18 protein-coding genes are annotated in these 23,478 nt (G+C 70.7%); 10 read left to right on the top strand and 8 right to left on the bottom strand.

Annotated elements, in window-relative coordinates:
* Positions 1-4: 4 nt before the first annotated feature.
* A complete protein-coding gene (locus BGP79_RS14935; RefSeq protein ID WP_076696794.1) occupies positions 5-796 on the bottom strand; it encodes an IclR family transcriptional regulator in 792 nt (263 codons plus the stop codon).
* Positions 797-857: 61 nt separating this feature from the next.
* Between BGP79_RS14935 and BGP79_RS14930 the strand changes: the two genes are divergently transcribed.
* A complete protein-coding gene (locus BGP79_RS14930) occupies positions 858-2,465 on the top strand; it encodes a phospholipase D-like domain-containing protein (RefSeq protein WP_076696792.1) in 1,608 nt (535 codons plus the stop codon).
* Positions 2,466-2,486: 21 nt separating this feature from the next.
* Here the strand turns inward: BGP79_RS14930 and gdhA are convergent, their stop codons facing one another.
* From gdhA to BGP79_RS14905, 5 genes are all read right to left on the bottom strand, one after another.
* Positions 2,487-3,827, bottom strand: a complete 1,341-nt coding sequence (gdhA, locus tag BGP79_RS14925) for an NADP-specific glutamate dehydrogenase (RefSeq protein WP_076696790.1) — start codon at positions 3,825-3,827, stop codon at positions 2,487-2,489.
* 85 nt (positions 3,828-3,912) lie between these two features.
* A complete protein-coding gene (locus BGP79_RS14920) occupies positions 3,913-5,169 on the bottom strand; it encodes an aminopeptidase P family protein (protein ID WP_076696788.1) in 1,257 nt (418 codons plus the stop codon).
* Positions 5,166-6,152: a polysaccharide deacetylase gene (locus BGP79_RS14915; protein ID WP_083701976.1), complete on the bottom strand. Its 987-nt coding sequence runs from the start codon at positions 6,150-6,152 to the stop codon at positions 5,166-5,168. The genes BGP79_RS14920 and BGP79_RS14915 overlap by 4 nt, the downstream gene beginning before the upstream one ends.
* The gene (locus BGP79_RS14910) at positions 6,133-7,713 is read right to left on the bottom strand and encodes a cytosine permease (RefSeq protein WP_076696786.1); all 1,581 of its coding nucleotides are present in this window, start codon (positions 7,711-7,713) and stop codon (positions 6,133-6,135) included. Before BGP79_RS14910 ends, BGP79_RS14915 begins: the two co-directional genes overlap by 20 nt.
* Before the next feature lie 61 nt (positions 7,714-7,774).
* Complete coding sequence (locus BGP79_RS14905) at positions 7,775-9,127, bottom strand: MFS transporter (RefSeq protein ID WP_076696784.1); 1,353 nt, start codon at positions 9,125-9,127, stop codon at positions 7,775-7,777.
* Between the two features lie 367 nt (positions 9,128-9,494).
* Here BGP79_RS14905 and BGP79_RS14900 point away from each other — a divergent pair, with 367 nt between their 5' ends.
* The gene (locus BGP79_RS14900; protein WP_158067202.1) at positions 9,495-11,708 is read left to right on the top strand and encodes an HNH endonuclease signature motif containing protein; all 2,214 of its coding nucleotides are present in this window, start codon (positions 9,495-9,497) and stop codon (positions 11,706-11,708) included.
* A gap of 186 nt (positions 11,709-11,894) precedes the next feature.
* On the opposite strand, the gene BGP79_RS14895 is transcribed toward BGP79_RS14900, so the two are convergent.
* Positions 11,895-12,557 carry a GntR family transcriptional regulator gene (locus BGP79_RS14895; protein WP_076696780.1) on the bottom strand — a complete coding sequence of 221 codons (663 nt, stop codon included), beginning with the start codon at positions 12,555-12,557 and terminating at the stop codon, positions 11,895-11,897.
* Between the two features lie 223 nt (positions 12,558-12,780).
* Here BGP79_RS14895 and glyA point away from each other — a divergent pair, with 223 nt between their 5' ends.
* Genes glyA through purU form a run of 7 tightly spaced genes read left to right on the top strand, consistent with a single transcriptional unit; the run spans position 12,781 to position 21,684 of the window.
* The gene (gene glyA / locus BGP79_RS14890; protein WP_233121643.1) at positions 12,781-14,136 is read left to right on the top strand and encodes a serine hydroxymethyltransferase; all 1,356 of its coding nucleotides are present in this window, start codon (positions 12,781-12,783) and stop codon (positions 14,134-14,136) included.
* Complete coding sequence (locus BGP79_RS14885) at positions 14,133-15,353, top strand: sarcosine oxidase subunit beta family protein (RefSeq protein WP_076696778.1); 1,221 nt, start codon at positions 14,133-14,135, stop codon at positions 15,351-15,353. The genes glyA and BGP79_RS14885 overlap by 4 nt, the downstream gene beginning before the upstream one ends.
* Before the next feature lie 30 nt (positions 15,354-15,383).
* A complete protein-coding gene (locus tag BGP79_RS14880) occupies positions 15,384-15,815 on the top strand; it encodes a sarcosine oxidase subunit delta (RefSeq protein WP_076696775.1) in 432 nt (143 codons plus the stop codon).
* 4 nt (positions 15,816-15,819) lie between these two features.
* The gene (locus BGP79_RS14875; protein WP_076696772.1) at positions 15,820-18,774 is read left to right on the top strand and encodes a 2Fe-2S iron-sulfur cluster-binding protein; all 2,955 of its coding nucleotides are present in this window, start codon (positions 15,820-15,822) and stop codon (positions 18,772-18,774) included.
* Between the two features lies 1 nt (position 18,775).
* Positions 18,776-19,423, top strand: coding sequence for a sarcosine oxidase subunit gamma (locus BGP79_RS14870; RefSeq protein WP_076696770.1), 648 nt, complete (start codon positions 18,776-18,778; stop codon positions 19,421-19,423).
* Positions 19,424-19,438: 15 nt separating this feature from the next.
* The gene (locus BGP79_RS14865) at positions 19,439-20,812 is read left to right on the top strand and encodes an L-serine ammonia-lyase (RefSeq protein WP_076696768.1); all 1,374 of its coding nucleotides are present in this window, start codon (positions 19,439-19,441) and stop codon (positions 20,810-20,812) included.
* On the top strand, positions 20,806-21,684 hold the full coding sequence (gene purU / locus BGP79_RS14860; RefSeq protein WP_076696767.1) for a formyltetrahydrofolate deformylase: 879 nt from the start codon (positions 20,806-20,808) through the stop codon (positions 21,682-21,684). The genes BGP79_RS14865 and purU overlap by 7 nt, the downstream gene beginning before the upstream one ends.
* Before the next feature lie 84 nt (positions 21,685-21,768).
* On the opposite strand, the gene BGP79_RS14855 is transcribed toward purU, so the two are convergent.
* On the bottom strand, positions 21,769-22,176 hold the full coding sequence (locus BGP79_RS14855; RefSeq protein WP_076696765.1) for a hypothetical protein: 408 nt from the start codon (positions 22,174-22,176) through the stop codon (positions 21,769-21,771).
* 215 nt (positions 22,177-22,391) lie between these two features.
* Between BGP79_RS14855 and BGP79_RS14850 the strand changes: the two genes are divergently transcribed.
* The gene (locus tag BGP79_RS14850; RefSeq protein ID WP_076696764.1) at positions 22,392-23,471 is read left to right on the top strand and encodes a LacI family DNA-binding transcriptional regulator; all 1,080 of its coding nucleotides are present in this window, start codon (positions 22,392-22,394) and stop codon (positions 23,469-23,471) included.
* Positions 23,472-23,478 lie beyond the last annotated feature (7 nt).

Here is a 23,478-nt window from a genome sequence, read left to right as displayed (position 1 = left end):
CGCCCTACGGCCGCCAAGGACGGCCGCCGAGCCGTCCCGAGACGGCGTCGGCCGCCTCCCGGCACGTCAGCCCGAGGGCGGGGATCGCCTCCCGCGGCGTGCGATAGCGAGGGGCGGAGACCAGCACCGCGGCGACCACGGTGCCCCGGTGGTCCTGCACCGCGGAGGCGACGCCCACCTCGTCGTCCGACGTCATCCCGTAGTTGACCGCGTAGCCGTCCGCCCGGACCGTGGCGAGCAGGTCCGCCAGGTCGCCGAGCGCGTCGTCGTGCTGCGGCCCGGTCACCGCGCCGTCGCGCAGCAGCGTGCGCACGTCCTCGTCCGGCATCGCCGCGAGGAACACCTGCACACTCGCGCTGCCGGTGGTCGCGTAGCGGCTGCCGAGCGCCGCCGTGTGCTTGATCAGCCGGGTGCTCGGGATCTGTTCGACCGAGACCGAGCCGTGCCCGTCCCAGACCATCAGCGCCGCCGTCTCCCGGGTCCGCTCCGCCAGCTCGGTCAGCACCGGGTAGGCCACCTGCCGCACCTCGAGCCGGGCCAGCAGCGGCCCGGCGACGGCGATGATGCCCAGGCCCAGCCGGAACCGCCGCGTCACCGGGTCCCGCTCCACCAGGTCCTCCGCCTCGAGGTTGGCGAGCACGCGGGACACCGTGCTCTTGTGCACCCCGATCCGGGCGGCGATCTCGGTCACCCCGAGGCTCGGTTCGTCCACCGTGAAGCACCGGAGGGCGGCCACCGCATTCGTGATCGCCGAGGGCCCCCGGCCGCCCAGATCGTCGTCGCTGCCCATGCTCATCTGCCCATTGTGCTGTCCCGGCGTCCCGGAACCGCAGGTGGGCGGGGCATAGCATGGTCCCGTGTCGACGTCCTGGTATCTCACTGCTCATGAACGGGACAACCGGCACACCCTGCTGGACGACCCGCATCCGGGCCAGCAGGCCCATTCCTCCGGCAACCTGGTGCGCCCGCTGATCCACGGCGCGGTCTACTTCGCGGAGCTGTACGAGCGCATCGAGGCGATGCGTCCCGGGGACCTGCTGCTCTTCACCGACTGGCGGGGCGACCCCGACGAGCGGATGACCGGTGAGCCGGGCAGCGAGGTCTCCCAGGTGCTCGGCCGGGCCGACGAGCGCGGGGTCGACGTGCGCGGCCTGGTGTGGCGCTCGCACTGGGACAAACTGCACTTCTCCGCCGAGCAGAACCGGCACCTCATCCAGGCGCTGCAGGACCGTGGCGCGGAGACGCTGCTGGACATGCGCGTGCGCACCATGGGCTCGCACCACCAGAAGTTCGTCGTGCTGCGGCACCGGGACCGGCCCGAGGACGACATCGCCTACGTGGGCGGCATCGACCTGTGCCACTCCCGCCGCGACGACGCCCGGCACGGCGGCGACCCGCAGCCCCAGGCGATGGCCGACGAGTACGGGGACACCCCGCCCTGGCACGACGTGCAGCTGGCCATCCAGGGACCGGCGGTCTACGACGTCGAGACCGTGTTCCGCGAGCGGTGGGAGGACCCCACGCCGCTGACGCGCTCCCCGCTGCGGCGGCTGCGCGACGCGCTGGCCCGCGACGACACCACCCCGGATCCCCTGCCCGAGCGCACCCCCGCGCCCGCGCCGGTCGACGGCGGCACCCAGCACGTGCAGCTGTTGCGCACCTACCCGGACCTGCGCTGGGGCATGGACTACCCGTTCGCCGTCGGCGGCGAGCGCTCGGTGGCCCGCGGCTACACCAAGGCGCTGGATCACGCGCGCAAGCTCGTCTACATCGAGGACCAGTACCTGTGGTCCACCGACGTCGCCGACCGGTTCGACCACGCCCTGAACATCCGCGACGACCTGCACGTGCTCGGCGTGCTGCCCCGCTTCACCGATCAGGGTGGGGCGACGGGGCGCCTGCCGCAGATGGTCGGCCGGGAGCGGGCGCTCCGCGCGATGTCCGCCTCGGCCCCGGAGCGGGTGGCGTTCTACGGGCTGGAGAACCGGGCAGGCCGGCCGGTGTACGTCCACGCCAAGGTCTGCATCATGGACGACGTCTGGGCCTCCGTCGGCTCCGACAACTTCAACCGACGGTCCTGGACCCACGACTCCGAGCTCTCCGCCGCGGTGATCGACGATGCGGGGGAGGGCCACTCCGCCTACGCGCGCCGCCTGCGGCTGCGCCTGGCCGCCGAGCACCTGGACCGGGAGCTGCCCGACGGGGTCGACGACGACGGCATCGCCGAGATCATGGCGGACTGCGTCGACGAGCACGGCATGTTCGCCGCCTATCGGGAGGCCGTGGACCGGCTGGAGCACTGGCACGACGGCGGCGGGCGTGGGGAGCGGCCCCCGGGGCGCCTGCGCCGGCTGCAGGCGCCGCGCCTTTCCCCGCTGACGAAGGCGTGGGCCGAGGTGCTCTACCGCACGGTGCACGATCCGGACGGCCGCCCGCGCGGACTGAAGGTTCGCGGCCGGTTCTGACGGATCCGCCGCGCCCCCCGGTCAGATGACGCCGAGGGCGACCATCGCGTCGGCCACGCGCAGGAAGCCGGAGATGTTCGCTCCCACGACGTAGTCCCCGGGCGCGCCGTACTCGTCCGCCGTCGTCGCGCAGCGGTCGTGGATGTCCTTCATGATCTGCGCGAGACGGATCTCGGTGTGCTCGAAGGTCCACGAGTCACGCGACGCGTTCTGCTGCATCTCGAGCGCGCTCGTCGCCACTCCGCCGGCGTTGGCCGCCTTGCCCGGCGCGAATGCCACGCCGGCGCCGGTCAGGACGCGCAGTGCCTCCGGCGTCGTCGGCATGTTGGCGCCCTCGGCGACGTAGCGGCAGCCGTTGGCGACCAGGGCGGCCGCACCCGCCTCGGGCAGCTCGTTCTGCGTGGCCGACGGGAGCGCGATGTCGCACGGGACGTCCCAGATCGAGCCGCCCGTGACGAGCCTCCCGCGGTGCTCGGCGTAGGCACTCACGCGCTCGCGCCGCACCTCCTTGACCTCCTTGAGCAGCTCGAGGTCGATGCCGTCCTCGTCCACGAGGTAGCCGCTGGAGTCGGAGCAGGCGACGACGGTGCCGCCGAGCTGGTGCACCTTCTCGATCGCGTAGATCGCCACGTTGCCGGAGCCGGAGACGACGACGCGCTTGCCGTCGAAGGACTCCCCGCGGGCGCGGAGCATCTCCCCGGTGAAGTACACGGTGCCGTACCCGGTGGCTTCCGTCCGCACCAGCGACCCGCCCCACGTCAGGCCCTTGCCGGTGATGGCGCCCGACTCGTAGCGGTTCGACAGTCGCTTGTACTGCCCGAACAGGTAGCCGATCTCGCGGCCGCCGACGCCGATGTCGCCCGCGGGGACGTCCACCTCCTCGCCGATGTGGCGATGGAGTTCCGTCATGAACGACTGGCAGAAGCTCATCACCTCACGGTCGGACTTGCCCTTGGGGTCGAAGTCGGAGCCGCCCTTGCCGCCGCCGATCGGCATGCCGGTGAGGGAGTTCTTGAAGATCTGCTCGAAACCGAGGAACTTGACGATGCCGAGGTTGGCGCTCGGATGGAAACGCAGACCGCCCTTGTAGGGCCCGAGTGCGGAGTTGAACTGCACCCGGAAGCCACGGTTGAGCCGGACGCGGCCCGCGTCGTCGACCCACGGCACCCGGAAGATGACCTGCCGTTCGGGCTCGCAGATCCGCTGGATGATCGCCGCGTCGACGTACTGGGGGTGCCTGGCGACGACCGGGGCGAGTGACTCCAGCACCTCCTGCACCGCCTGGTGGAACTCGGGCTCGGCCGGGTTGCGGGCGAGGACCTCCTCGTGGACGGCGCGCAGGTGGGAATCGGTGATCGGCACGGGAAGCTCCTCGGGTACGGCGGTGTCTTCTCACCGTAACGACGACGCCCCGGACCGCGCGGTCCGGGGCGTCGTCGTGACGTGCTCAGGCGTCGACGATGTTGTTGTCCGGGCCGTAGCCGAACTTCGTGATGTTCTCGGCGCCGTCCTCGCCGACCACGAGGATGTCGTGCTCGCGGTAGCCGCCGGCACCGGGCTCACCCTCGGCCACGGTGATCATCGGCTCCATCGAGACGACCATGCCCGGCTCGAGCACCGTGTCGATGTCCTCCCGCAGCTCCAGGCCGGCCTCGCGACCGTAGTAGTGCGAGAGCACACCGAAGGAGTGCCCGTACCCGAAGGTGCGGTTGGGCAGCAGGCCGTAGCCGGTGTAGATCTTGTTCAGCTCGGCGGCGATGTCGCTGCACACGGCGCCGGGCTTGATCAGTTCCAGGCCCGCCTCGTGCACCTCGACGTTGATGTTCCACAGCTCGAGCGACTTCGCGTCGGGCTGGCCGAGGAACATCGTGCGCTCCAGCGCGGTGTAGTAGCCGCTGGTCATCGGGAAGCAGTTCAGGGACAGGATCTCCCCGCGCTGCAGCTTCCGCGTCGTGTTCCAGTTGTGGGCGCCGTCGGTGTTGATGCCGGACTGGAACCACACCCAGGTGTCGCGGATCTCCGAGTCGGGGAAGGTCCGGGCGATCTCGTGGGTCATCGCCTCGACGCCGATGAGGGCCACCTCGTACTCGGCGATGCCTTCCCGCAGCGCGGCCTTGATGGCCTCGCCCCCGAGGTCGCCGATGCGGGCGCCGTGCTTGATCACCTCGATCTCCTCGGCGGACTTGATCATCCGCTGGCGCATCGCGGCCTGGGAGATGTCCACCAGCGTGGCGTCGGCGAAGGCGTCCTGCAGGCGCTGCCGGTGCAGCACGGGCAGCGTGTCGTCCTCGACGCCGAGCCGGCGGGCGTTGATGCCGCGGGTGCGCAGCACCTCCTGCAGGGCGAACTGGAAGTTGTCCCGCCGCCAGTCCGTGTAGACGACGTTCTCGCCGTAGCTGCGCCGCCACGGCATGCCGGCGTCGATGTTCGCGGTCACCGTCACCTGGTCGGTCGGGGTCACGACGAGGGCGTACGACCGGCCGAAGTAGGTGAAGAGGAAGTCGCTGTAGTACTTGATGCCCTGGTAGCTGTTGAGGATCACCGCATCGAGACCCTGCTCGGCCATGATCTGCCGCAGCCCGGCCAGGCGACGCTCGAACTCGGCGTCGGAGAAGGTCAGCGGCTCCTTGGTGCCGTTGTGCAGGACCTTGAGGCGCTCCAGTTCGCTGACGTCGCTGATGGGGGCATTCGTGGTGGTGCTCATTGCTCTCCTGTCATGGTGCTGACGAACCGGGGGTCGCTGTCCGTGGCCGGCAGCTCCTGCGCTGCCGGCGCGACTGTGCCGGTCGTGGTGCTGCCGGGCTGGCCCGGCAGCGGTCCGGGGTCGGGCAGCCGCTGGTGCCGGTACACGTCGGTGATGACCGTGCGTGTGTGCTCCGCGATCTGCTCGAGGGTCGTGATCCACACGCCGTCCAGCTCCTTGACCCGTTCGATCAGGGTCTCCAGAGCGGTCAGGCGGGAGGGGCGGCCCGAGATGAAGGGATGGTTGGTCAGGACGAAGGCGCCGCCGGCCGCGTTGGAGGCCTGCGCCTCCAGGCTCCACAGCTCGAGCGCCTTGTTCGGCGACTCGATCACCCCGGACCCGGTCCAGCCGGGGTAGAAGGCGTACTGCTCCCAGTCGTCCAGGGCCCAGTCGATCGGCACCTCCACGAGGGCCTGCGCGTCGGTCATGCCCTCGCCGGCGAACAGGTAGGGGGCGTCGCCGTCGAGCAGGCTCGAGTCGTACCGGAACCCACGCTCGGCCAGCAGCTTCGTGGTGTGCCAGTTGTACTCCCACCACGGGGCCCGGTAGCCGACCGGCCGGACGCCGGCGACGGCGTCGAGCGCCTCCAGCCCCCGGTCGATCATGGCCGCCTCGTCCGCCTCGGACATGCCCTTCGTGTTCTCGTGCAGGTACCCGTGGTGGCCGATCTCGTGGCCGTCGTCGATCAGGGCCTTGACGACGTCCGGGTGCAGCTCGGCGGTGTAGCCGGGGACGAAGAACGTGGCCTTGACGTCCTGCCGGCGCAGCATCGCGAGCAGTTTCGGCACCGCCACCGTGGGCCCGTACTGCTGATGGGTCATCAGCGACATCCGGTCCACGTAGGTGTGGTCGAAGGCGATGGCCCCGGCCTCGGCGTCGACGTCGAAGGTGAAGGCGGCGGCGCTGCGGTGCGCGCCGGGCCACTCAGGCGTGGACAGGGGCATTGCCGGGTCCTTCCGTATCGGCGGGGGTGGCCCCGGCGGGCACCTGGTCCGGGCGGGGGACGATCGCGTTGCCGCGGGTGTTCAACACCTCGCTGTCGGACAGGTCCTGCCGGATGCCGATCGGCACGCCCGCGTGGATCCGGGACTTGAACCGGGGCCAGCCGAGCGCGAGGTAGAGGCCCGCGGCGACCACGGTGCCGGCCAGCCACGAGAGGTCCACGCCGCCCATCGCGGTGGCGATCGGGCCCTGGAACGCCGGGATGATGCCGTACATGAACAGCCAGGTGGCGATGATGCCGGCGAAGAAGGAGACGAAGGCGATCGGGTTGAAGGCCTTGAGGTGGGTGTCGGTGGGGGAGAGGAAGAGGTAGCTGAAGTCCTGGTGCTTCCGCTCGAACACGAAGTAGTGGACCGCGATGATGCCGCCCCAGGTGGCGACCCAGGCGACGATGCTGACCAGCCAGGCGTCGAGGGTCTCCCCGAAGTCCGGGGTGAGGGTGAACAGGTAGACGCCGGCCATCGCGAGCACGCCGACGACGACGGAGAGGGCCTTGCGGGAGATCTTCACGTCGAGGGCCTGCACCGCCACGGAGAACGTGTACATGTTGATGATGTTCGTGGCGATCGGGCCGTGGATGACGAGCAGGATCACCGGGATGGCCATCACGCCGAAGTTGGAGACGATGAGCTCGCCGGGGTCGGCCTGGCCGTTCTTGGTGGCCAGGCTCGCGCCGAGGATGCCGAGCCAGATGACGGGCAGGAACTGGCCGAGGGCGCTGACGGCGAACAGCTTCGCCGGCTTGACGGAGCGGCTGACGAAGCGGGAGTAGTCCGGCGCGTAGGTGAACCAGCCGATGCCCCAGCCGATGCCGATGGCGGTCATGATGCCGGACATGGCGGCGAAGCGCTCCCCGCCGGAGAGGACGGCGCCGGCCGGGCCCTGGTAGCCCCAGTCGATGTTCAGCTGGGTCCAGGCGATGATCGACATCACGACGAGGACGACCAGGGTGGGGGGCATCGTCCAGCGCTCGAAGCGGGCGATGGCCTTGTAGCCGCGGAAGCAGATGATGACCTGGATGGTCATGATGACGGCGGCGACGCCGAGGCGCCAGCCGAGGTTGGGCTGCGCGGGATCGACCCAGCCGATCAGGCCGAAGAGGGCCATCACGAGGTCGAGGATGATCCAGGTGTTCACGGCGGCCCAGCCGATGGCCACGATGGCCTGGATGGCGGCGGGCAGGTAGGCGCCGCGGCGGCCGAACGCGCCGCGGGCGAGCAGCATGCCGGTGGCCCCGGTCTTCTGTCCCAGCAGGACGAAGAAGCCGAACCCGGCCATGCCGATGAGGTTGCCGACGATGAGAACGGTCATCGTGTCGGCGAAGCTCAGGCCGAGCTGGATGCCCAGGGCGCCGAGGATCCAGTTGATCGGGGCGACGTTGGCGCCCGCCCAGATCCAGAACTGGCCGGACAGCTTGGTGGTGCGGGCGTGCTCGGGGACGGGCTGCAGGGTGTCCTCGACCTCCTGCGTGACGGTCTCCGAGCTGGAGGGTGCTTCCTTCATGATCGACCCTTCGTGAGGTTGCGGTGAACGCATCTGGGACGTGCGGGGTGGGGAGTGGGTTTCAGGATTCGCGCAGCGGTGTGCGCGAGGTCTCGCGTGCGCAGAGCACGGCGGCCAGGGACACGACGGCGGCGGCCATGAGGTAGAAGCCGGGCGCCAGGTCGTTGTGGGTCTGTCCGATCAACCAGGTGGCGACGAACGGGGCGGTGCCTCCGAAGAGGGCGTTGGACAGGTTGAAGCTGACGGCGAATCCGCTGTAGCGGACGGTGGTGGGGAACAGTTCGGCGAGGAAGCTGGGCAGGGTGCCGTCGTTCAGGGTGAGCATCGCGCCGAGGAACACCTCCACGACCAGGATGGCCAGGAAGTTGCCGGTCCCCAGCAGCATGAAGGCCGGCACGGTGAAGACCACGAAGCAGATGCTCGCGGCGATCAGCACGCGCTTGCGGCCATAGCGGTCCGAGAGGGCGCCGGTGAGGAAGATGAACCCGATGTAGGTCAGCAGCGCGATGCTGGTGGCCAGGAAGGACGCGGTGGCGTCCAACCCGATCTCCTCGGCCAGGTAGGTGGGCATGTAACTGAGGATCACGTAGAAGCCGACGGCGTTCAGCAGGACGGCACCGGCGGCCAGCAGGAGGGTCCGCCAGTGGTCCCGGAACATCGCACGGGCCGGGGCCTTGACGGCGTCGTCCTTCTCGGCCAGATGGCGGAAGGCCGGAGTGTCCTCGAGCCGGGTCCGGATGTAGCGGCCGATCAGGCCCATGGGCGCCGCGAGCAGGAACGGCAGGCGCCAGCCCCATTCGGAGAGCTGGGCCGAGCTCAGCGTGGCGGTCAGCAGCGCTGCCAGCAGGGACCCGAGCAGCAGGCCGGCCGCCGTGGACGCCGGAACGACGGCGGCATAGATGCCGCGCCGATTCGCCGGAGCGTACTCGACGAGGAAGGCGGAGGCACCAGCATACTCACCCGAGGCGGAGAAGCCCTGGACGACCCGGACGAGCAGGAGCAGGAGCGGGGCCAGCACGCCCACGAGCGCGTAGGTGGGGAGCAGGCCGATACAGAAGGTGGCCACCGACATGATGAGGATCGACCAGGAGAGGGCGGCGCGGCGGCCGATCCGGTCACCGATGCTGCCCCAGAAGAACCCGCCGATGGGCCGGACGATGAACGAGATGGCGAAGATCGCGAAGGTCGACAGCAGCTGCGTCTGCCGATCCGACTCCGGGAAGAACACGGCGCCGATGACTGCGGCCAGGTAACCGTAGACCGCGTAGTCGAACCACTCGACGAAGTTTCCGATGAAGCTGGCACCGACGACGCGGCGGCGCACGCCGGCGTCCACGGTAATGACCGCGGCCGTGTGCGGGCCGGGGCCGCTGGACGTGCCTGCGTCCGCGGGGCTGAGGGGTGAGGACGTCACGGGTGACCTCTTCCGGTTGTCGGTTCCGTCTCTTCCCGAGACGCTGGGAGAAACGTTGTTGCAGGCAACGCAACAGTGATGCGTCACACAGTAGGCACGTTGATGCGGCGGCGACAAGAGGGGAGCGCGGGTTTCTTCGTTCTGATCGCCATATTTCACACCACTGATATGTCAGGCAGGAGGAGGAAACCCGTCGGTAACGTCGCCCGCACCGCCCGCACCGCCCGGCCGCGCGGTCGTTCGGGGCACCCGGCGGGCGACGGGTGTCGGCACCGGACGCGCGTTCTGTCGGTGGTGGCTGGTTGAGTGAGGTCATGGAAGCCCCCTCGGGTTCGTCGCTTCTCCGGCCGCCGCCACAACGCCCGCCGTGTCGTGGCCGGTTCGCGACGTGGTGCTTTCTGGTACGGGCTCGTTCGGTGGCGTGCCGGTGGAAGCGGACCTGGTGGAGCTGCCGTCGTCGGCTTCGTCTCTCGTTTCTTCGACTGATCCGTGCGATCGCGGGACGAGTTCTGTCGGTGGCGGCTGGTTGAGTGAGGTCATGGAAGCCCCATCGGGTTCGTCGCTTCTCCGGCCGCCGGCCCACCGCCCGCCGGTGCTGGGGCACGCGCGCGACGTGGTGCTTCCCGGTACGGGGTCGTTCGGTGGCGTGCCCGCGGCTACGGACGTGGTGGAGCTGCCGTCGTCAGCTTCGTCTCTCGTTTCTTCGACTGATCCGTGCGATCGCGGGACGAGTTCTGTCGGTGGCGGCTGGTTGAGTGAGGTCATGGAAGCCCCCACGGGTTCGTCGCCTCTCCGACCGCCGGCACACCGCCCGCCGGTGATGGCGGCTGAGGAAGCGTTGTTCGTGCCGGCCGAGCTGCCCGGCGCTTCGCCTGTGGACGCCGTGCTGGACGTGAGCGATGAGCTGCCGGCCGCCGAGGTCGCGGCCCGGCTGACCCGGGCGGGGGAGAGTGGAGTGACGCTGGAGTCCGGCGCCGCCGCGCTGGAGGACGTGCGCCGGCTGGAGGCCTGGTTGCTGTGGGTGAAGCACCGGCTGGTGGCGAGGACGGCGAGTGCGGCCGCCGAGGAGCAGGCGCGCTGGGTGGAGCTCCATCCGATCGGTTTCGACGACGAGGTCGACGCCCTGCCGGGACGGCGTGGGCTGTCGCGGGCGGAGCGTCTGGGCGTGGGGGAGCGGGCCGGTGTCGCGGAGGTGGCGTGCGCCCTGCGCGCCGGTGAGGCCGAGGTCCACGGTCTGTTGCGGCGGGCCGAACGACTGACCGATCTGCTGCCGGCGACCGCGGGAGCACTGCGGGCCGGCTCGATCACGACGGCGGCCGCCACGGTGATCGCCGACGAGACCGACGAGTACGCCGACGCCCTCGCCTCGAGTGGCACGGATCGTCTGGGCGTGGAGCTGCTGACGACGGCGATCAACGCCACCGAACGGGGGCTGCTCGACGCTGCGAGGGCGGGTCGGACGCCTGCCCAGTTGCGGTCCCGTGCGAGGCGTATCCGCAACCGCACCCACCCGCAGACGTTCCCCGAGCGGGAGCGGGCTTCCCGCGCGAACCGGTATGTGCGGATCAGCCCGGACCGGGATGGGATGGCGCGGTTGAATGCGTTGTTGCCCGCGGCGGTCGCGTGGCGGATCGACGGCAGGCTCTCGTCCCTGGCTCGAGCGCTGCAGGAGTCCGTCCATTCGGCCGACAGTGCGGATGACGCCGCGTCGATTGCGGCCAGCACCGCGGTCGGTGATCGCCCCACGATCGGGCAGCTCCGCGCCGACGTCCTCGCCGACCTGCTGGCCGGCATCGGTGCGCATCCGTGCGCTCCAGGCGTACCGAAGGCTGACGGCGCCGACCAGGATGCACGGGTCGATGGCGTCTCTGACGGTGGCAGTGCGGCCGTGGCGTCGACGACCGGTGGGGCCACTGCACGGTGCAGTGGTGGTGATGATGAGCCGGTGCCGCGGGTGTTGGTGACGGTGCCGGCGGCGACACTGCTCGGTGGAGACGAGCCGGGGGAGTTGGGCGAGTTCGGGTTGATCCCGGCCGCTGATGCCCGGGAGTTGGCCGCCCGTGCCGGATCGTTCCTGCTCGGCGTCACCGCCGGGACGGTGCCTGACGGGACCGACTGTTCGGGCTGGGGCGTCGGATCCGGGGTCGGCGTCGGGCAGGTCGTGCCGGTGCTGGTGACGACGGGTCACCTGTACCGGATCCCGGCGGCGGTGCGGCGGGCGCTGCAGGTTCGTGATGGGACGTGCCGGTTCCCGGGTTGTCGGCGGAACGCGGCCGGTTGCGACCTCGACCATGTGACGGCCTGGGCCGAGGGTGGCACGAGTGAGGCGTCCAATCTGGCGCACCTGTGCCGGAAGCATCACGTCCTCAAGCACCACTCCGGCTGGACCGTCAGCACCGACCCGCCGCCGACATGGTCACCGACATCCGCAAGGCCGAGCACGACGATCGAAGGAGACTCCGGCCACGGAGCCGCGCTCCCGGGGTGCGGGCCGTCCGGACCCGGAACGACGAGCGTGTTGACCTGGACGTCACCGGCCGGCCGACGCTACGTCAGCGAACCGGACCCGCCACCCTTCTGAGTGGAATCGTCCTCGGAAGCGCCGTGATCTGAGCCGGACCGTGGTGCTCGGCGGCCCGTGGGCCGTGCAGCGCTGGGAGCCGAGCAGCGCCGGCGTGCTGACGAGCATCGTGCCGTGGGTGGCGCGGGTGGCGCGGGTGCCGTCGCTGTCCGGCTGCACCGGTCGCCGCACGGCCGGACGCGAACCTCAGAGCACCGCGCGGATCGACGCCTCGAAGTGCTCCACGTGCTCGCCGGCCAGGGCAGCGGCACGGGCGCCGTCACCCGCGGCGATCGCGTCCAGCAGAGCCACGTGCTCCCGGATGTGCTCCGAGACCGACGGCATCCGATGCAGCACCAGGCACCAGATCCGGGTGACGAGGTTGTCCAGGCGGACCAGCGTCTCCTCCAGGTGCGGGTTGTCGGACGCCCGGTAGATCAGCCGGTGCACGTCGACGTCGTACTCCATCAGCGCGCGGTTGTCCTCACCGGCCCCCGTCATGGACTCGATCTGCCGCGCCTTCGCCGCGATCGCCGCCCGCTGCTCGTCCGTTGCGTTCGACGCCGCCCGCTCGGCCGCCAACGGTTCCAGCACCCGCCGCAGATCCGAGATCGAGGCCAGGTCGGTGATGTCGACCCGTGTCGCGAACGTGCCCCGCCGCGGGTAGGAGACCACCAGGTGATCCGTCTCCAGGTTCTTCAAGCTCTCCCGCACCGGCGTGCGCCCGATGCCGAGTTCGGCCGCCAGTGCCGCCTCGTTGATCGCCGTGCCCGGAGGGATGTCGAGCATGATCAGCCGGTTGCGCAGCACGAGATAAGCCTGATCGGCCAGCGACAGATAGGGCGAGATCTCGGACTCGGCAACGCTCATCGGTGCCTCCTGGCGGCGTGATGACGGTGGTGACAGGCAGTGGTGGCAGGCAGTGGTGCTGATCGGTGGGGCAGACGGTGGTGACGCGCGGGTCGGCAGCAGATCGTCCGCCGGACGCGAGGGTGTTGACCACCGCCGTGACTCAGCATACTATCGGTGCACGCTTGATATATCAGTTACCGACAAGACGAGTTCTCGTCCGTCAGGAGGTCCCATGACTTCGATCACCGCCCCGGCCGGCGTCGGCGCACTCGACCGCGATGCCAGCGTCCTCGACAGCGACACCGCCGTCCTCGACGCGGACCTGGCGACCCTCGATCCCGAGGTCGCCGCCGCCATCGACGCCGAGCTGATCCGCCAGCAGTCCACCCTCGAGATGATCGCCTCCGAGAACTTCGCCCCCGCCGCGGTGATGGCCGCCCAGGGCTCGGTGCTGACCAACAAGTACGCCGAGGGCTATCCCGGCCGGCGCTACTACGGCGGTTGCGAGAACGTCGACGTGATCGAGAACCTCGCCATCGACCGGCTCAAGGCCCTCTTCGACGTCGGCTTCGTCAACGTCCAGCCCCACTCCGGCGCTCAGGCCAACGCCTCCGCGATGCACGCCCTGATCCAGCCCGGCGACACCATCCTCGGCCTCAACCTCGCCCACGGCGGTCACCTGACCCACGGCATGAAGCTGAACTACTCGGGCAAGCTCTACAACGTCGCCGCCTACGGCGTGGACGAGCAGACCCACCTCGTCGACATGGACCAGGTCGCCGCGCTGGCCCGCGAGCACGCCCCGTCCCTGATCATCGCCGGCTGGTCCGCCTACCCGCGCCAGCTCGACTTCGCCCGCTTCCGCGAGATCGCCGACGAGGTCGGTGCCCTGCTGATGGTGGACATGGCTCACTTCGCCGGCCTTGTCGCCGCGGGCCTGCACCCCTCCCCGGTGCCCCACGCCCACGTCGTCACCTCCACCACGCACAAGACCCTCGGTGGCCCCCGCGGCGGCGTCATCATGACCAACGACGCCGCCATCGCCAAGAAGGTCAACAGCGCGGTCTTCCCCGGCCAGCAGGGCGGCCCCCTCGAGCACGTGATCGCCGCCAAGGCTGTCGCCTTCAAGGTGGCTGCGAGCAAGCAGTTCGCCGACCGGCAGCGCCGCACCCTCGAGGGCGCCTCGATCCTCGCCGAGCGGCTGACCGGCGACGACGTCGCCGCCCGTGGCATCACCATCCTCACCGGCGGCACCGACGTCCACCTCGTCCTCGTCGACCTGCGCAACTCCGACCTGGACGGTCAGCAGGGCGAGGACCTGCTCCACTCCATCGGCATCACCGTCAACCGGAACGCCGTGCCCTTCGACCCGCGCCCCCCGATGGTCTCCTCCGGCCTGCGGATCGGCACCCCGGCCCTGGCCAGCCGCGGCTTCGACGCCGAGGCCTTCACCGAGGTCGCCGACATCATCGCCGCCGCCCTCACCGGGGACGGCAGCGAGGACGCCCTCGCCCCGCTGCGGGCGCGCGTCACCGCCCTGGCCGACCGCTTCCCGCTGTACCCCGCCCTGCCGCTGCTCTCGAAAGGCGACCGATGAGCGTCCGTGAACTGCCGGAGCATCCGGCCCACCTCTGGGACAACCCCGAGCCGAAGTCCGGCTACGACGTCGTCATCGTCGGCGGCGGCGGGCACGGCCTGGCCACCGCCTACTACCTCGCCAAGAACCACGGCATCACCAATGTCGCCGTGCTCGAGCGGGGCTGGCTGGCCGGCGGCAACATGGCCCGGAACACCACAATCATCCGCTCCAACTACCTCTGGGACGAGAGCGCGGGCATCTACGAGCACGCCCTCAAGCTCTGGGAGGGCCTGGAGGAGGAGCTGGACTACAACATCTTCTTCAGCCAGCGCGGCGTGATGAACCTGGCGCACACCCTGCAGGACGTGCGGGACAGCGTCCGCCGGGTCGAGGCCAACAAGCTCAACGGTGTCGACGCCGAGTGGATCGATCCGCAGCAGGTCAAGGACCTGTGCCCGATCATCAACATCGACGACGACATCCGCTACCCGGTGATGGGCGCGACCTACCAGCCGCGCGCCGGCATCGCCAAGCACGACTGGGTCGCGTGGGCCTACGCCCGCCGGGCCAGCGAACTGGGCGTCGACATCATCCAGAACTGCGAGGTCACCGGCTTCATCAAGGACGGCGAGCGCGTCGTCGGCGTCGAGACCACCCGCGGCCGGATCAATGCCGGTTCCGTGGGCCTGGCGGCCGCCGGGCACTCCAGCGTCCTCGCCGAGCTCGCCGGGTTCCGGCTGCCCATCCAGTCCCACCCGCTGCAGGCGCTGGTGTCCGAGCTGCACGAGATCGTCCACCCCACCGTGGTGATGTCCAACCACGTGCACGTCTACGTCTCCCAGGCCCACAAGGGCGAACTGGTGATGGGCGCCGGCGTCGACCCCTACAACGGGTACGGCCAGCGCGGCTCCTTCCACGTGATCGAGCACCAGATGGCCGCCGCCGTCGAGCTGTTCCCGATCTTCGCGCGGGCCCACCTGCTGCGGACCTGGGGCGGCATCGTCGACGTCACGCTCGACGCCTCCCCGATCGTCAGCACCACCCCGGTCGAGAACATGTATGTCAACTGCGGCTGGGGCACGGGTGGCTTCAAGGCGGTGCCGGCGGCCGGTTCGACCTTCGCCCACACCATCGCCACTGGTCAGGCGCACCCGCTGAACGCCCCGTTCGCGCTGGAGCGCTTCGTCTCCGGCGCCCTGATCGACGAGCACGGCGCCGCCGCCGTCGCCCACTGAGCGCACCGAGAACATCGCGAGAGGATCGACATGCTGATCATCGACTGCCCCTGGTGCGGTCCCCGTCAGGAGACGGAGTTCGGGTACGGGGGACAGGCGCACGTCGCCTATCCCGAGGACCCGCACGCCCTCGACGACGCCGCCTGGGCCGAGTACCTCTTCTACCGCGACAACCCCAAGGGCATCTACGCGGAGCGCTGGGTCCACTCCGTGGGCTGCCGCCGCTGGTTCAACGCCCTGCGCGACACCCACACCTACGACATCGTCGCCATCTACCGGATGGGCGAGCCGCGGCCCGACGTCGCCAGCCCGAACGGCCCGCAGGACTCCGAGCTCCTCCAGTCCACGGTCGTGCCCGGCACGCCGGGCAGCGGGGCCTCGGAGACCTCACCGGAGGCCGGGCCGGAGCTGCAGCCGGCCGCGACGACGACCACCACGTCCACCGAAGGAACGGGGAAGTAGAACCATGAGCACCCCTGCATCCCAGCCCGCACCGTCTCACCGCCTCGACAGCGGCGGCCGGATCGACCGGGACACCACCCTGACCTTCACCGTCGACGGCACCACCTACACGGGCCACCCCGGTGACACCGTCGCCTCCGCGCTGGTCGCCGCCGGTGCGCTGCGTGTCGGTGACTCGATCTACAAGGGCCGCCCCCGCGGCATCGTGGCCGCCGGCGTCGACGAGCCGAACGCCCTGATCCGTGTTCGCGGCGACGTCAACGAGTCCATGCTGCAGGCCACCGCGGTCGAGCTGACCGACGGCATGGAGATCGACCTGCTCGACGGCATCGGCATCCTCGATCCCCGGGAGGACAACGCCCGTTACGACAAGAAGCACGTCCACGCCGACGTCGTCGTGATCGGGTCCGGCCCCGCCGGCCTGGCCGCTGCCCGCATCGCCGCCGCGACCGGCGCCCGCGTCGTCGTGGCCGATCAGGACGCCTCGCTCGGCGGCTCCCTGCTCTCGCAGCCGCGCACCACCGTCGAGGGCACCCCGGCTCCGGCCTGGGCGGACGGCGTCGTGGCGGAGCTCGCGGCGCAGCCGGAGACCACCCTGCTGCCGCGCACCGTCGTCTTCGGCAGCTACGACAACAACTATCTGCTCGCCGTCGAGACGGTGACCCCGGGCCCGACCCGCACGGCGGAAACGCAGGGCTCGGCGATCCCGCGGCAGCGGCTCTGGCACATCACGGCGAAGCAGGTGGTCCTCGCGACCGGCGCCATGGAGCGGCCGCTGATCTTCGCGAACAACGACCGGCCGGGCATCATGCTCGCCTCCGCCGTGCGGTCCTACGTGGGCCGCTGGGCGGCGCTGCCGGGCCGCCGGGTCGCCGTGTTCACGACCAACGACAGCGCCTACGACACGGTCGACGAGCTGCTCGCTGCCGGCGTCGAGGTCGCCGCCGTGATCGACGCCCGGATCGAGCCGAGCGAGCGGGCGGCCGCGGCCGTCGCCGCCGGGGTGGACGTGCGGACCGGCTCGGCCGTGGTCGACACGACCGCCTCCGCCGACGGCTCCCGGCTCGCCTCCGTCACCGTGCGGGGCCTCGCCGAGGACGGCACCCTGACCGGCGAGCCGCAGACCGTGGACGCCGAGGTACTCGCGGTCTCCGGCGGCTGGACCCCCACGGTCCACCTGCACAGCCAGCGGCAGGGCCGGCTGACCTGGCGCGACGACGTCGCCGGCTTCGTGCCGACCGTCGCCGTGCGCAACCAGCACCTCGCCGGCGCGCTGAACGGCACCTACGACACGGCCCACGCCGTCGCCGAGGGCGCCGCCGCCGGTGCCGCCGCGGTCACCGCCGCCGGTTTCGAGGCGGGCACGCCCGAGGAGAAGGACAGCGCCGTCCCGAGCGACGCCGAGCGCTTCGCCGCGGCCGGTCCCGTCCGCCAGGTCTGGGTCGTCCCCGGCCAGGACGCCGACGCCGAGCTGATCGACCACGTCGTCGACCTGCAGCGGGACAACACGGTGCGGGACGTGCTGCGCGCGACCGGCGCCGGGATGCGCTCGGTCGAGCACGTCAAGCGGTACACCTCGATCAGCACCGCCGCGGACCAGGGCAAGACCAGCGGCGTCAACACGATCGGCGTGATCGCCGATGCGTTGAAGGTCGAGCTGGGCGTGGACGGCACCGCCCCGACCGTCGGCGAGATCGGCACCACCACCTACCGTGCCCCGTTCACCCCGATCGCCTTCGCGGCGCTCGCGGGCCGGGGCCGCGGGGACCTGTACGACCCGGCGCGCGTCACCGCGATCCAGCCGTGGCACGTCACCCACGGCGCGGAGTTCGAGGACGTCGGGCAGTGGAAGCGGCCCTGGTACTACCCGCAGGACGGGGAGGACATGGAGGCCGCGGTCGCCCGCGAGTGCCGTGCCGCCCGCACCGGCGTCGGTTTCCAGGACGCCAGCACGCTGGGCAAGATCGAGATCCGCGGCGCCGACGCGGGGGAGTTCCTCAACCGCGTCTACACCAACGGGTTCGCCAAGCTCAAGCCCGGCAACGCCCGCTACGGCATCATGTGCCGGCCCGACGGGATGGTGTTCGACGACGGCGTGACCCTGCGCGTCGCGGACGACCGGTTCGTCATGACCACGACGACGGGCGGCGCCGCGAAGGTGCTCGACTGGCTCGAGGAGTGGTCCCAGACCGAGTGGCCCGAGCTGGACGTCACGTTCACCTCGGTGACCGAGCAGTGGTCCACCGTCGCCGTCGTCGGGCCGAGGTCCCGCGAGGTGATCGCGAAGCTGGCGCCGGACCTGGACGTCTCGGCGGAGGCGTTCCCGTTCATGGCGTTCCGCGAGACGACGCTGGCGTCGGGCCTGTGGGCGCGGATCTGCCGGATCTCCTTCTCCGGGGAACTGGCCTACGAGGTCAACGTGCCGGCCTGGTACGGACTGGCCGTGTGGGAGCAGGTCGCGGAGGCCGGTGCCGAGTTCGGCATCACGCCGTACGGCACCGAGACGATGCACGTGCTCCGCGCCGAGAAGGGCTTCCCCATCGTCGGGCAGGACACCGACGGCACGGTCAGCCCGCAGGACCTCGGGATGGACTGGATCATCTCCAAGTTCAAGGATTTCATCGGCAAGCGTTCGTACAGCCGTCTGCACAACGCGGAGACGACGCGCAAGCAGATGGTCTCCGTCCTGCCGGTGGACCGCTCGACGCTGCTGCCCGAGGGCACCCAGCTGATCGAGCCGGGCACCCCGACGGACGTGTTCCCGGTCCCCATGGTCGGGCACGTGACGTCGAGCTACCGCAGCCAGACGCTGGAGCGCCCGTTCGGTCTCGCCCTGATCAAGGGCGGCCGCGAGCGCATCGGTACCCGGTTGCTCGCGCCGGTCGGCGCGGAACTGATCGAGGTGGAGGTCGGCGACACCGTGTTGTACGACCCCGAGGGAGCACGGAGGGATGGCTGAGATGAGCACAGTGACGGAGTCACGAACGAGCACGGCCGGAGCAGGCACGAGCGCGGCCACCCGGTACCGGCGCAGCCCGGGCGCCGCCCTGGCCGGGACGATGACCGCCGGATCGGGTGACGCCGTGCGGCTGCGGGAGATCCCGTTCCAGACCATGGTCGCCCTGCGGGTGGCGCCGGGCTCCGACGCCGCGGGCCGGATCGAGGCTGCCCTCGGCGTGCCCCTGCCGGCCGCGTGCGGGGACGTCACCGGCAGCACCGACGGCACCGGGACCGCGGTGCTGTGGCTGGGGCCGGACGAGTTCCTCGTCGTCGGTCCCGAGGAGTCCCTGCCCGCCCCGGCGGAGCTGACCGGACAGCTGGCGGACGCGCTCGGGGAGGACCCGGGCCAGGCGGTCGACGTCTCGGCCAACCGCACCACCCTGGAGCTGGCCGGCACGTCGGCCCGGGAGGTGCTGGAGAAGTCGGTGACGTTCGACCTGCACCCGCGGGCCCTCGCCGCCGGACGGGCCTACGCGACCCTGCTCGGACCGGTGCAGGTGCTGCTGTGGAAGACTCGGGACGAGCCCGCGTTCCGCATCCTGCCGCGGGGCTCCTTCACGGAGTACACCGTCACCCTGCTGCTGGACTCCATGGCTGAATACCGCTGAAAAGGTGATCCCTTCATGGCTCTGAGCGCCCTCGACCTGTTCTCGATCGGCATCGGCCCGTCGTCGTCCCACACGGTGGGGCCGATGCGCGCGGCCCATCGCTTCGTCACCCGCCTGGACGAGGCGGGCCGGCTGACCGAGGTCTCCCGCATCTTCGTCCAGCTGTTCGGTTCCCTCGGGGCCACCGGCCACGGGCACGGCTCGCCCAAGGCCGTCATCCTCGGCCTCGAGGGGGAGAATCCCGAGACCGTCGACACCGGCGACGCCGACCGGCGGGTCCTGCGGATCCGGCAGGACCGCACCATCACCCTGGCCGGGCACCACGCCATCGCGTTCGACCCGGACGAGGATCTGATCATGCACCGGCGCAAGTCCCTGCCGGCGCACCCGAACGGGATGACCTTCGCCGCGTTCGACGCCGCCGGGGAACCGATCGTCGAGCGCACCTACTACTCCGTGGGCGGTGGCTTCGTCGTCGACGAGCAGGCCGCCGGGGCGGACCGGATCGTCGAGGACGAGACGCCGCTGCCGTACCCGTTCACGACGGGGCAGCGGCTGCTCGAGATCTGCGAGCGCGAGAACCTGTCGATCGCCGAGGTGATGCTCGCCAACGAGCTCTCCTGGCGGACGGAGGACGAGTTGCGGGCGGAGCTGCTGAAGATCTGGGCGGTGATGCGCGAGTGTGTGACCAACGGCTGCGCCCAGGAGGGCGTGCTGCCCGGGGGACTGAAGGTCAACCGCCGTGCGCCGCGCCTGTTCGCCGAGCTGAGCGCGCGGACCGACGAGTCCGATCCGATGCGGGCGATGGACTGGGTCAACCTCTTCGCGCTCGCGGTCAACGAGGAGAACGCCTCGGGCGGCCGGATCGTCACCGCCCCCACCAACGGGGCGGCCGGCATCATCCCGGCCGTGCTGCACTACTACGAGATGTTCATCCCGGGCGCCGACGAGGACGGCGTGGTGACGTTCCTGCTCACCGCGGCGGCCATCGGCATCCTCTACAAGGAGAACGCCTCGATCTCCGGCGCGGAGGTCGGCTGCCAGGGCGAGGTGGGCTCGGCGTGCTCGATGGCGGCCGGTGCCCTGTGCGCCGTGATCGGCGGCGACCCCCGCCAGGTGGAGAACGCCGCCGAGATCGGCATGGAGCACAACCTGGGTCTGACCTGCGACCCCGTGGGCGGCCTCGTGCAGATCCCGTGCATCGAGCGGAACGCCATCGCCAGCGTCAAGGCGATCAACGCGGCCCGCATGGCCCGGCAGGGCGACGGCACGCACAAGGTGTCGCTCGACAAGGTGATCAAGACGATGCGCGACACCGGCCGCGACATGAAGGTCAAGTACAAGGAGACCAGCCGCGGCGGCCTGGCCGTGAACGTGATCGAGTGCTGACGCCGGTGGAGTACGTGCTGACGCTGGACTGCCCCGAGCGGCTCGGCATCGTCCACGCGGTCACCGGCTTCCTGCTCGAGCACGGCTGCGACATCGTCGACAGCAAGCAGTTCGACGACCGGCGCGACGGGCACTTCTGCCTGCGGCTCGAGGTGGCGGGCCCGGCGAATGCCGGAGAGAACGATGCGGTGCCGGAGCTGGCCCGCCTGCAGGAGGACTTCGCGCCGATCGCCGACGAGTACGGGATGACCTGGACGCTCGTGCCGAAGGGGACGCGGACCCGGGTGCTGATCATGGTCTCGCGGTTCGGGCACTGCCTCAACGACCTGCTCTACCGCACCCGCAACGGGGAACTGCCGATCGAGATCGTCGCCGTCGTCTCCAACCACGAGGACCATGCCGGCCTCGTGGGCTGGCACTCCATCCCGTTCTTCCACGTCCCGGTCACGGCCGCGACGAAGCCCGCGGCGGAGGCGCGGCTGCTGGACCTGGTGGACCGGTTCGACGCCGAGCTCGTGGTGCTGGCCCGCTACATGCAGGTACTCAGCGACGACCTCTCGGCGGCCCTGAGCGGACGCTGCATCAACATCCACCACTCGTTCCTGCCCTCGTTCAAGGGGGCCAAGCCGTATCACCAGGCGTGGGAGCGGGGCGTCAAGATGGTCGGCGCCACCGCGCACTACGTCAACGCGGAGCTGGACGAGGGGCCGATCATCGCCCAGCAGGTGATCGACGTCGACCACACGCACGCCCCCGAGGACCTGGTGGCCGTGGGTCGTGACGCGGAGGTCGCCGCCCTCACCCGGGCGGTGCGGTGGCACGCCGAACGGCGCGTCGTCCTGCGCGGTCAGCGCACCGTCGTCCTGCGCTGAGCGGACGTCTCCACTGATGACAGAGGTCCCGGCTGATCGCGGCGGCCGGGACCTCTGTCACTGCCGGGTGGTACCCGGGTGCGATTACTTGCGCTTGCTGCCGCCGAGGATCAGCGACGCGGCGATGCCGGCCATCCACACGTCCTTCGCCACCGCGGTGCCCTGCTGGCTCGGCCGGATGCCGTCCGCCTGGGTCATGCCCTCGGTGCGGAAGTACATGGTGAGCATGCCGGCGGAGAACGCGCCGAGGGCCAGGCCCGCCAGGCGTGCCGGCACAGCCGGGAACAGCAGCGCAGCGCCGACGGCGATCTCCGAGTAGCTGATGAACTTGCCGAAGGTCTCCGGCTTCATGTCCTTCAGCTCGGGGATGGCGTTGGCCGCCATGCCCTGCAGGCCGGCCGCGGAGTTGCCGTCCAGGTCCAGCTTGCCGATGCCCGAGTTGAGGATGAAGGCGCCGGTCGCCAGTCGCAGCGGAATGTTGCTCAGTTTCATGGCCGTCTCCCGGTCTCGTGAACGTGGTCGTGGGAACCCGCGGGCCCCTGCCCCAGCATAACGACCCACGTCCGCGGCGGCCCTCCGCTCATGGCGCCTCTTGACACCCGACTCACTGAACCGGTTAAGTGAGCCACATCACTGCGCCGCGGGGCAGCAACCGACACCAGCGGGACAGTGACCGGCAGCAGTCGGATCTCCAGCGGGGAGCGCACATGGGCGTGACCATCGCCGACGTCGCACGGGCGGCGGGCGTGAGCAAGGGAGCGGTCTCCTACGCCCTGAACAACCGCCCCGGCGTCAGCGAGGCGACCCGCTCCCGCATCCTGGCCCACGCCCGCGAACTCGGGTTCAAGCCCAACGCGCAGGCGCGCTCCCTCTCCTCCTCCCGGGCCTTTGCGATCGGTCTGGTGATCGCGCGGGATCCCGCCCTGCTCGGTTCCGACCCGTTCTTCCCCGGCTTCATCGCCGGCCTGGAGACGGTGCTCGCGGACGAGGACGTCACTCTCGTCCTCACCGTCGCCACCCGTCCGGGCGCCGAGGAACGCGCCTACCGGCGGTTGGCCGACGGCGGCCGGGTCGACGGCTTCGTGCTCAGCGACCTGCGGTGCGCCGACAACCGGATCGCGCTGCTGCGGGAGACCGGGCTGCCCGTGGTGACCCTCAACCGGCCGGACACCGACTCGCCCTTTCCCGCCGTCCTCGTCGACGACACCGCGGGGGTGCGCAACGCCGTCGAGCACCTGATCGGCCTCGGGCACCGTCGGATCGGGCACGTCGCGGGGCCGCAGGACCTGATCCACGGGCGCAGCCGGTTCCGCGCCTGGCGGGACACCATGACGGAGCACGGTCTGGACGCCGATCTGGTCGCGTTCACCGACTTCGGGGCCGGCAGCGGAGTGGCGGGGACCGAGGAGCTGCTCGCCCGGACGGATCCGCCCACGGCGCTGGTGTACGCGAACGACGTGATGGCGATCGCCGGCATGTCCGCGATCGCCGCCGGCGGCCGGTCCGTGCCCGGGGACGTCTCCGTCGTCGGCTACGACGACGCGCCCATCGCCGGCCACCTCAACCCGGGACTGACGACGGTCGCCACCTCGCCCGTGCACTGGGGGGAGCTGACCGCGCGGGTGCTGCTGCGCGCGATCGAGCACGGCCCGCACCTGCCGGACGTGACCATGGCCCCGCCCGCCCTCGTCGTGCGCGGGTCCACCGCACCGCCGCCGGCCCGCCGTCGTCCCGCGTCCAGCACCACCACACGTCACCGATCCGCATCCAGCACCGTTCGAGAGTGAGGACCGT

It is taken from the genome of Tersicoccus sp. Bi-70, assembly GCF_001968825.1.
Taxonomy (GTDB): Bacteria; Actinomycetota; Actinomycetes; order Actinomycetales; family Micrococcaceae; genus Tersicoccus.
Note: the sequence above shows the minus strand (reverse complement) of the source record. Positions and strands in the feature narration are given on the sequence as shown.

What these genes read in the sequence shown, in the direction of transcription:
- BGP79_RS14880 (WP_076696775.1), top strand. Translation starts at nt 15,384, where the DNA reads ATGCTGATCATCGACTGCCCCTGGTGCGGTCCCCGTCAGGAGACGGAG.
- BGP79_RS14895 (WP_076696780.1), bottom strand. Translation starts at nt 12,557, where the DNA reads ATGAGCGTTGCCGAGTCCGAGATCTCGCCCTATCTGTCGCTGGCCGAT.
- BGP79_RS14850 (WP_076696764.1), top strand. Translation starts at nt 22,392, where the DNA reads ATGGGCGTGACCATCGCCGACGTCGCACGGGCGGCGGGCGTGAGCAAG.
- BGP79_RS14920 (WP_076696788.1), bottom strand. Translation starts at nt 5,169, where the DNA reads ATGAGCACCACCACGAATGCCCCCATCAGCGACGTCAGCGAACTGGAG.
- BGP79_RS14870 (WP_076696770.1), top strand. Translation starts at nt 18,776, where the DNA reads ATGAGCACAGTGACGGAGTCACGAACGAGCACGGCCGGAGCAGGCACG.
- BGP79_RS14875 (WP_076696772.1), top strand. Translation starts at nt 15,820, where the DNA reads ATGAGCACCCCTGCATCCCAGCCCGCACCGTCTCACCGCCTCGACAGC.
- BGP79_RS14935 (WP_076696794.1), bottom strand. Translation starts at nt 796, where the DNA reads ATGAGCATGGGCAGCGACGACGATCTGGGCGGCCGGGGGCCCTCGGCG.
- BGP79_RS14915 (WP_083701976.1), bottom strand. Translation starts at nt 6,152, where the DNA reads ATGCCCCTGTCCACGCCTGAGTGGCCCGGCGCGCACCGCAGCGCCGCC.
- BGP79_RS14885 (WP_076696778.1), top strand. Translation starts at nt 14,133, where the DNA reads ATGAGCGTCCGTGAACTGCCGGAGCATCCGGCCCACCTCTGGGACAAC.
- BGP79_RS14865 (WP_076696768.1), top strand. Translation starts at nt 19,439, where the DNA reads ATGGCTCTGAGCGCCCTCGACCTGTTCTCGATCGGCATCGGCCCGTCG.
- BGP79_RS14855 (WP_076696765.1), bottom strand. Translation starts at nt 22,176, where the DNA reads ATGAAACTGAGCAACATTCCGCTGCGACTGGCGACCGGCGCCTTCATC.
- BGP79_RS14910 (WP_076696786.1), bottom strand. Translation starts at nt 7,713, where the DNA reads ATGAAGGAAGCACCCTCCAGCTCGGAGACCGTCACGCAGGAGGTCGAG.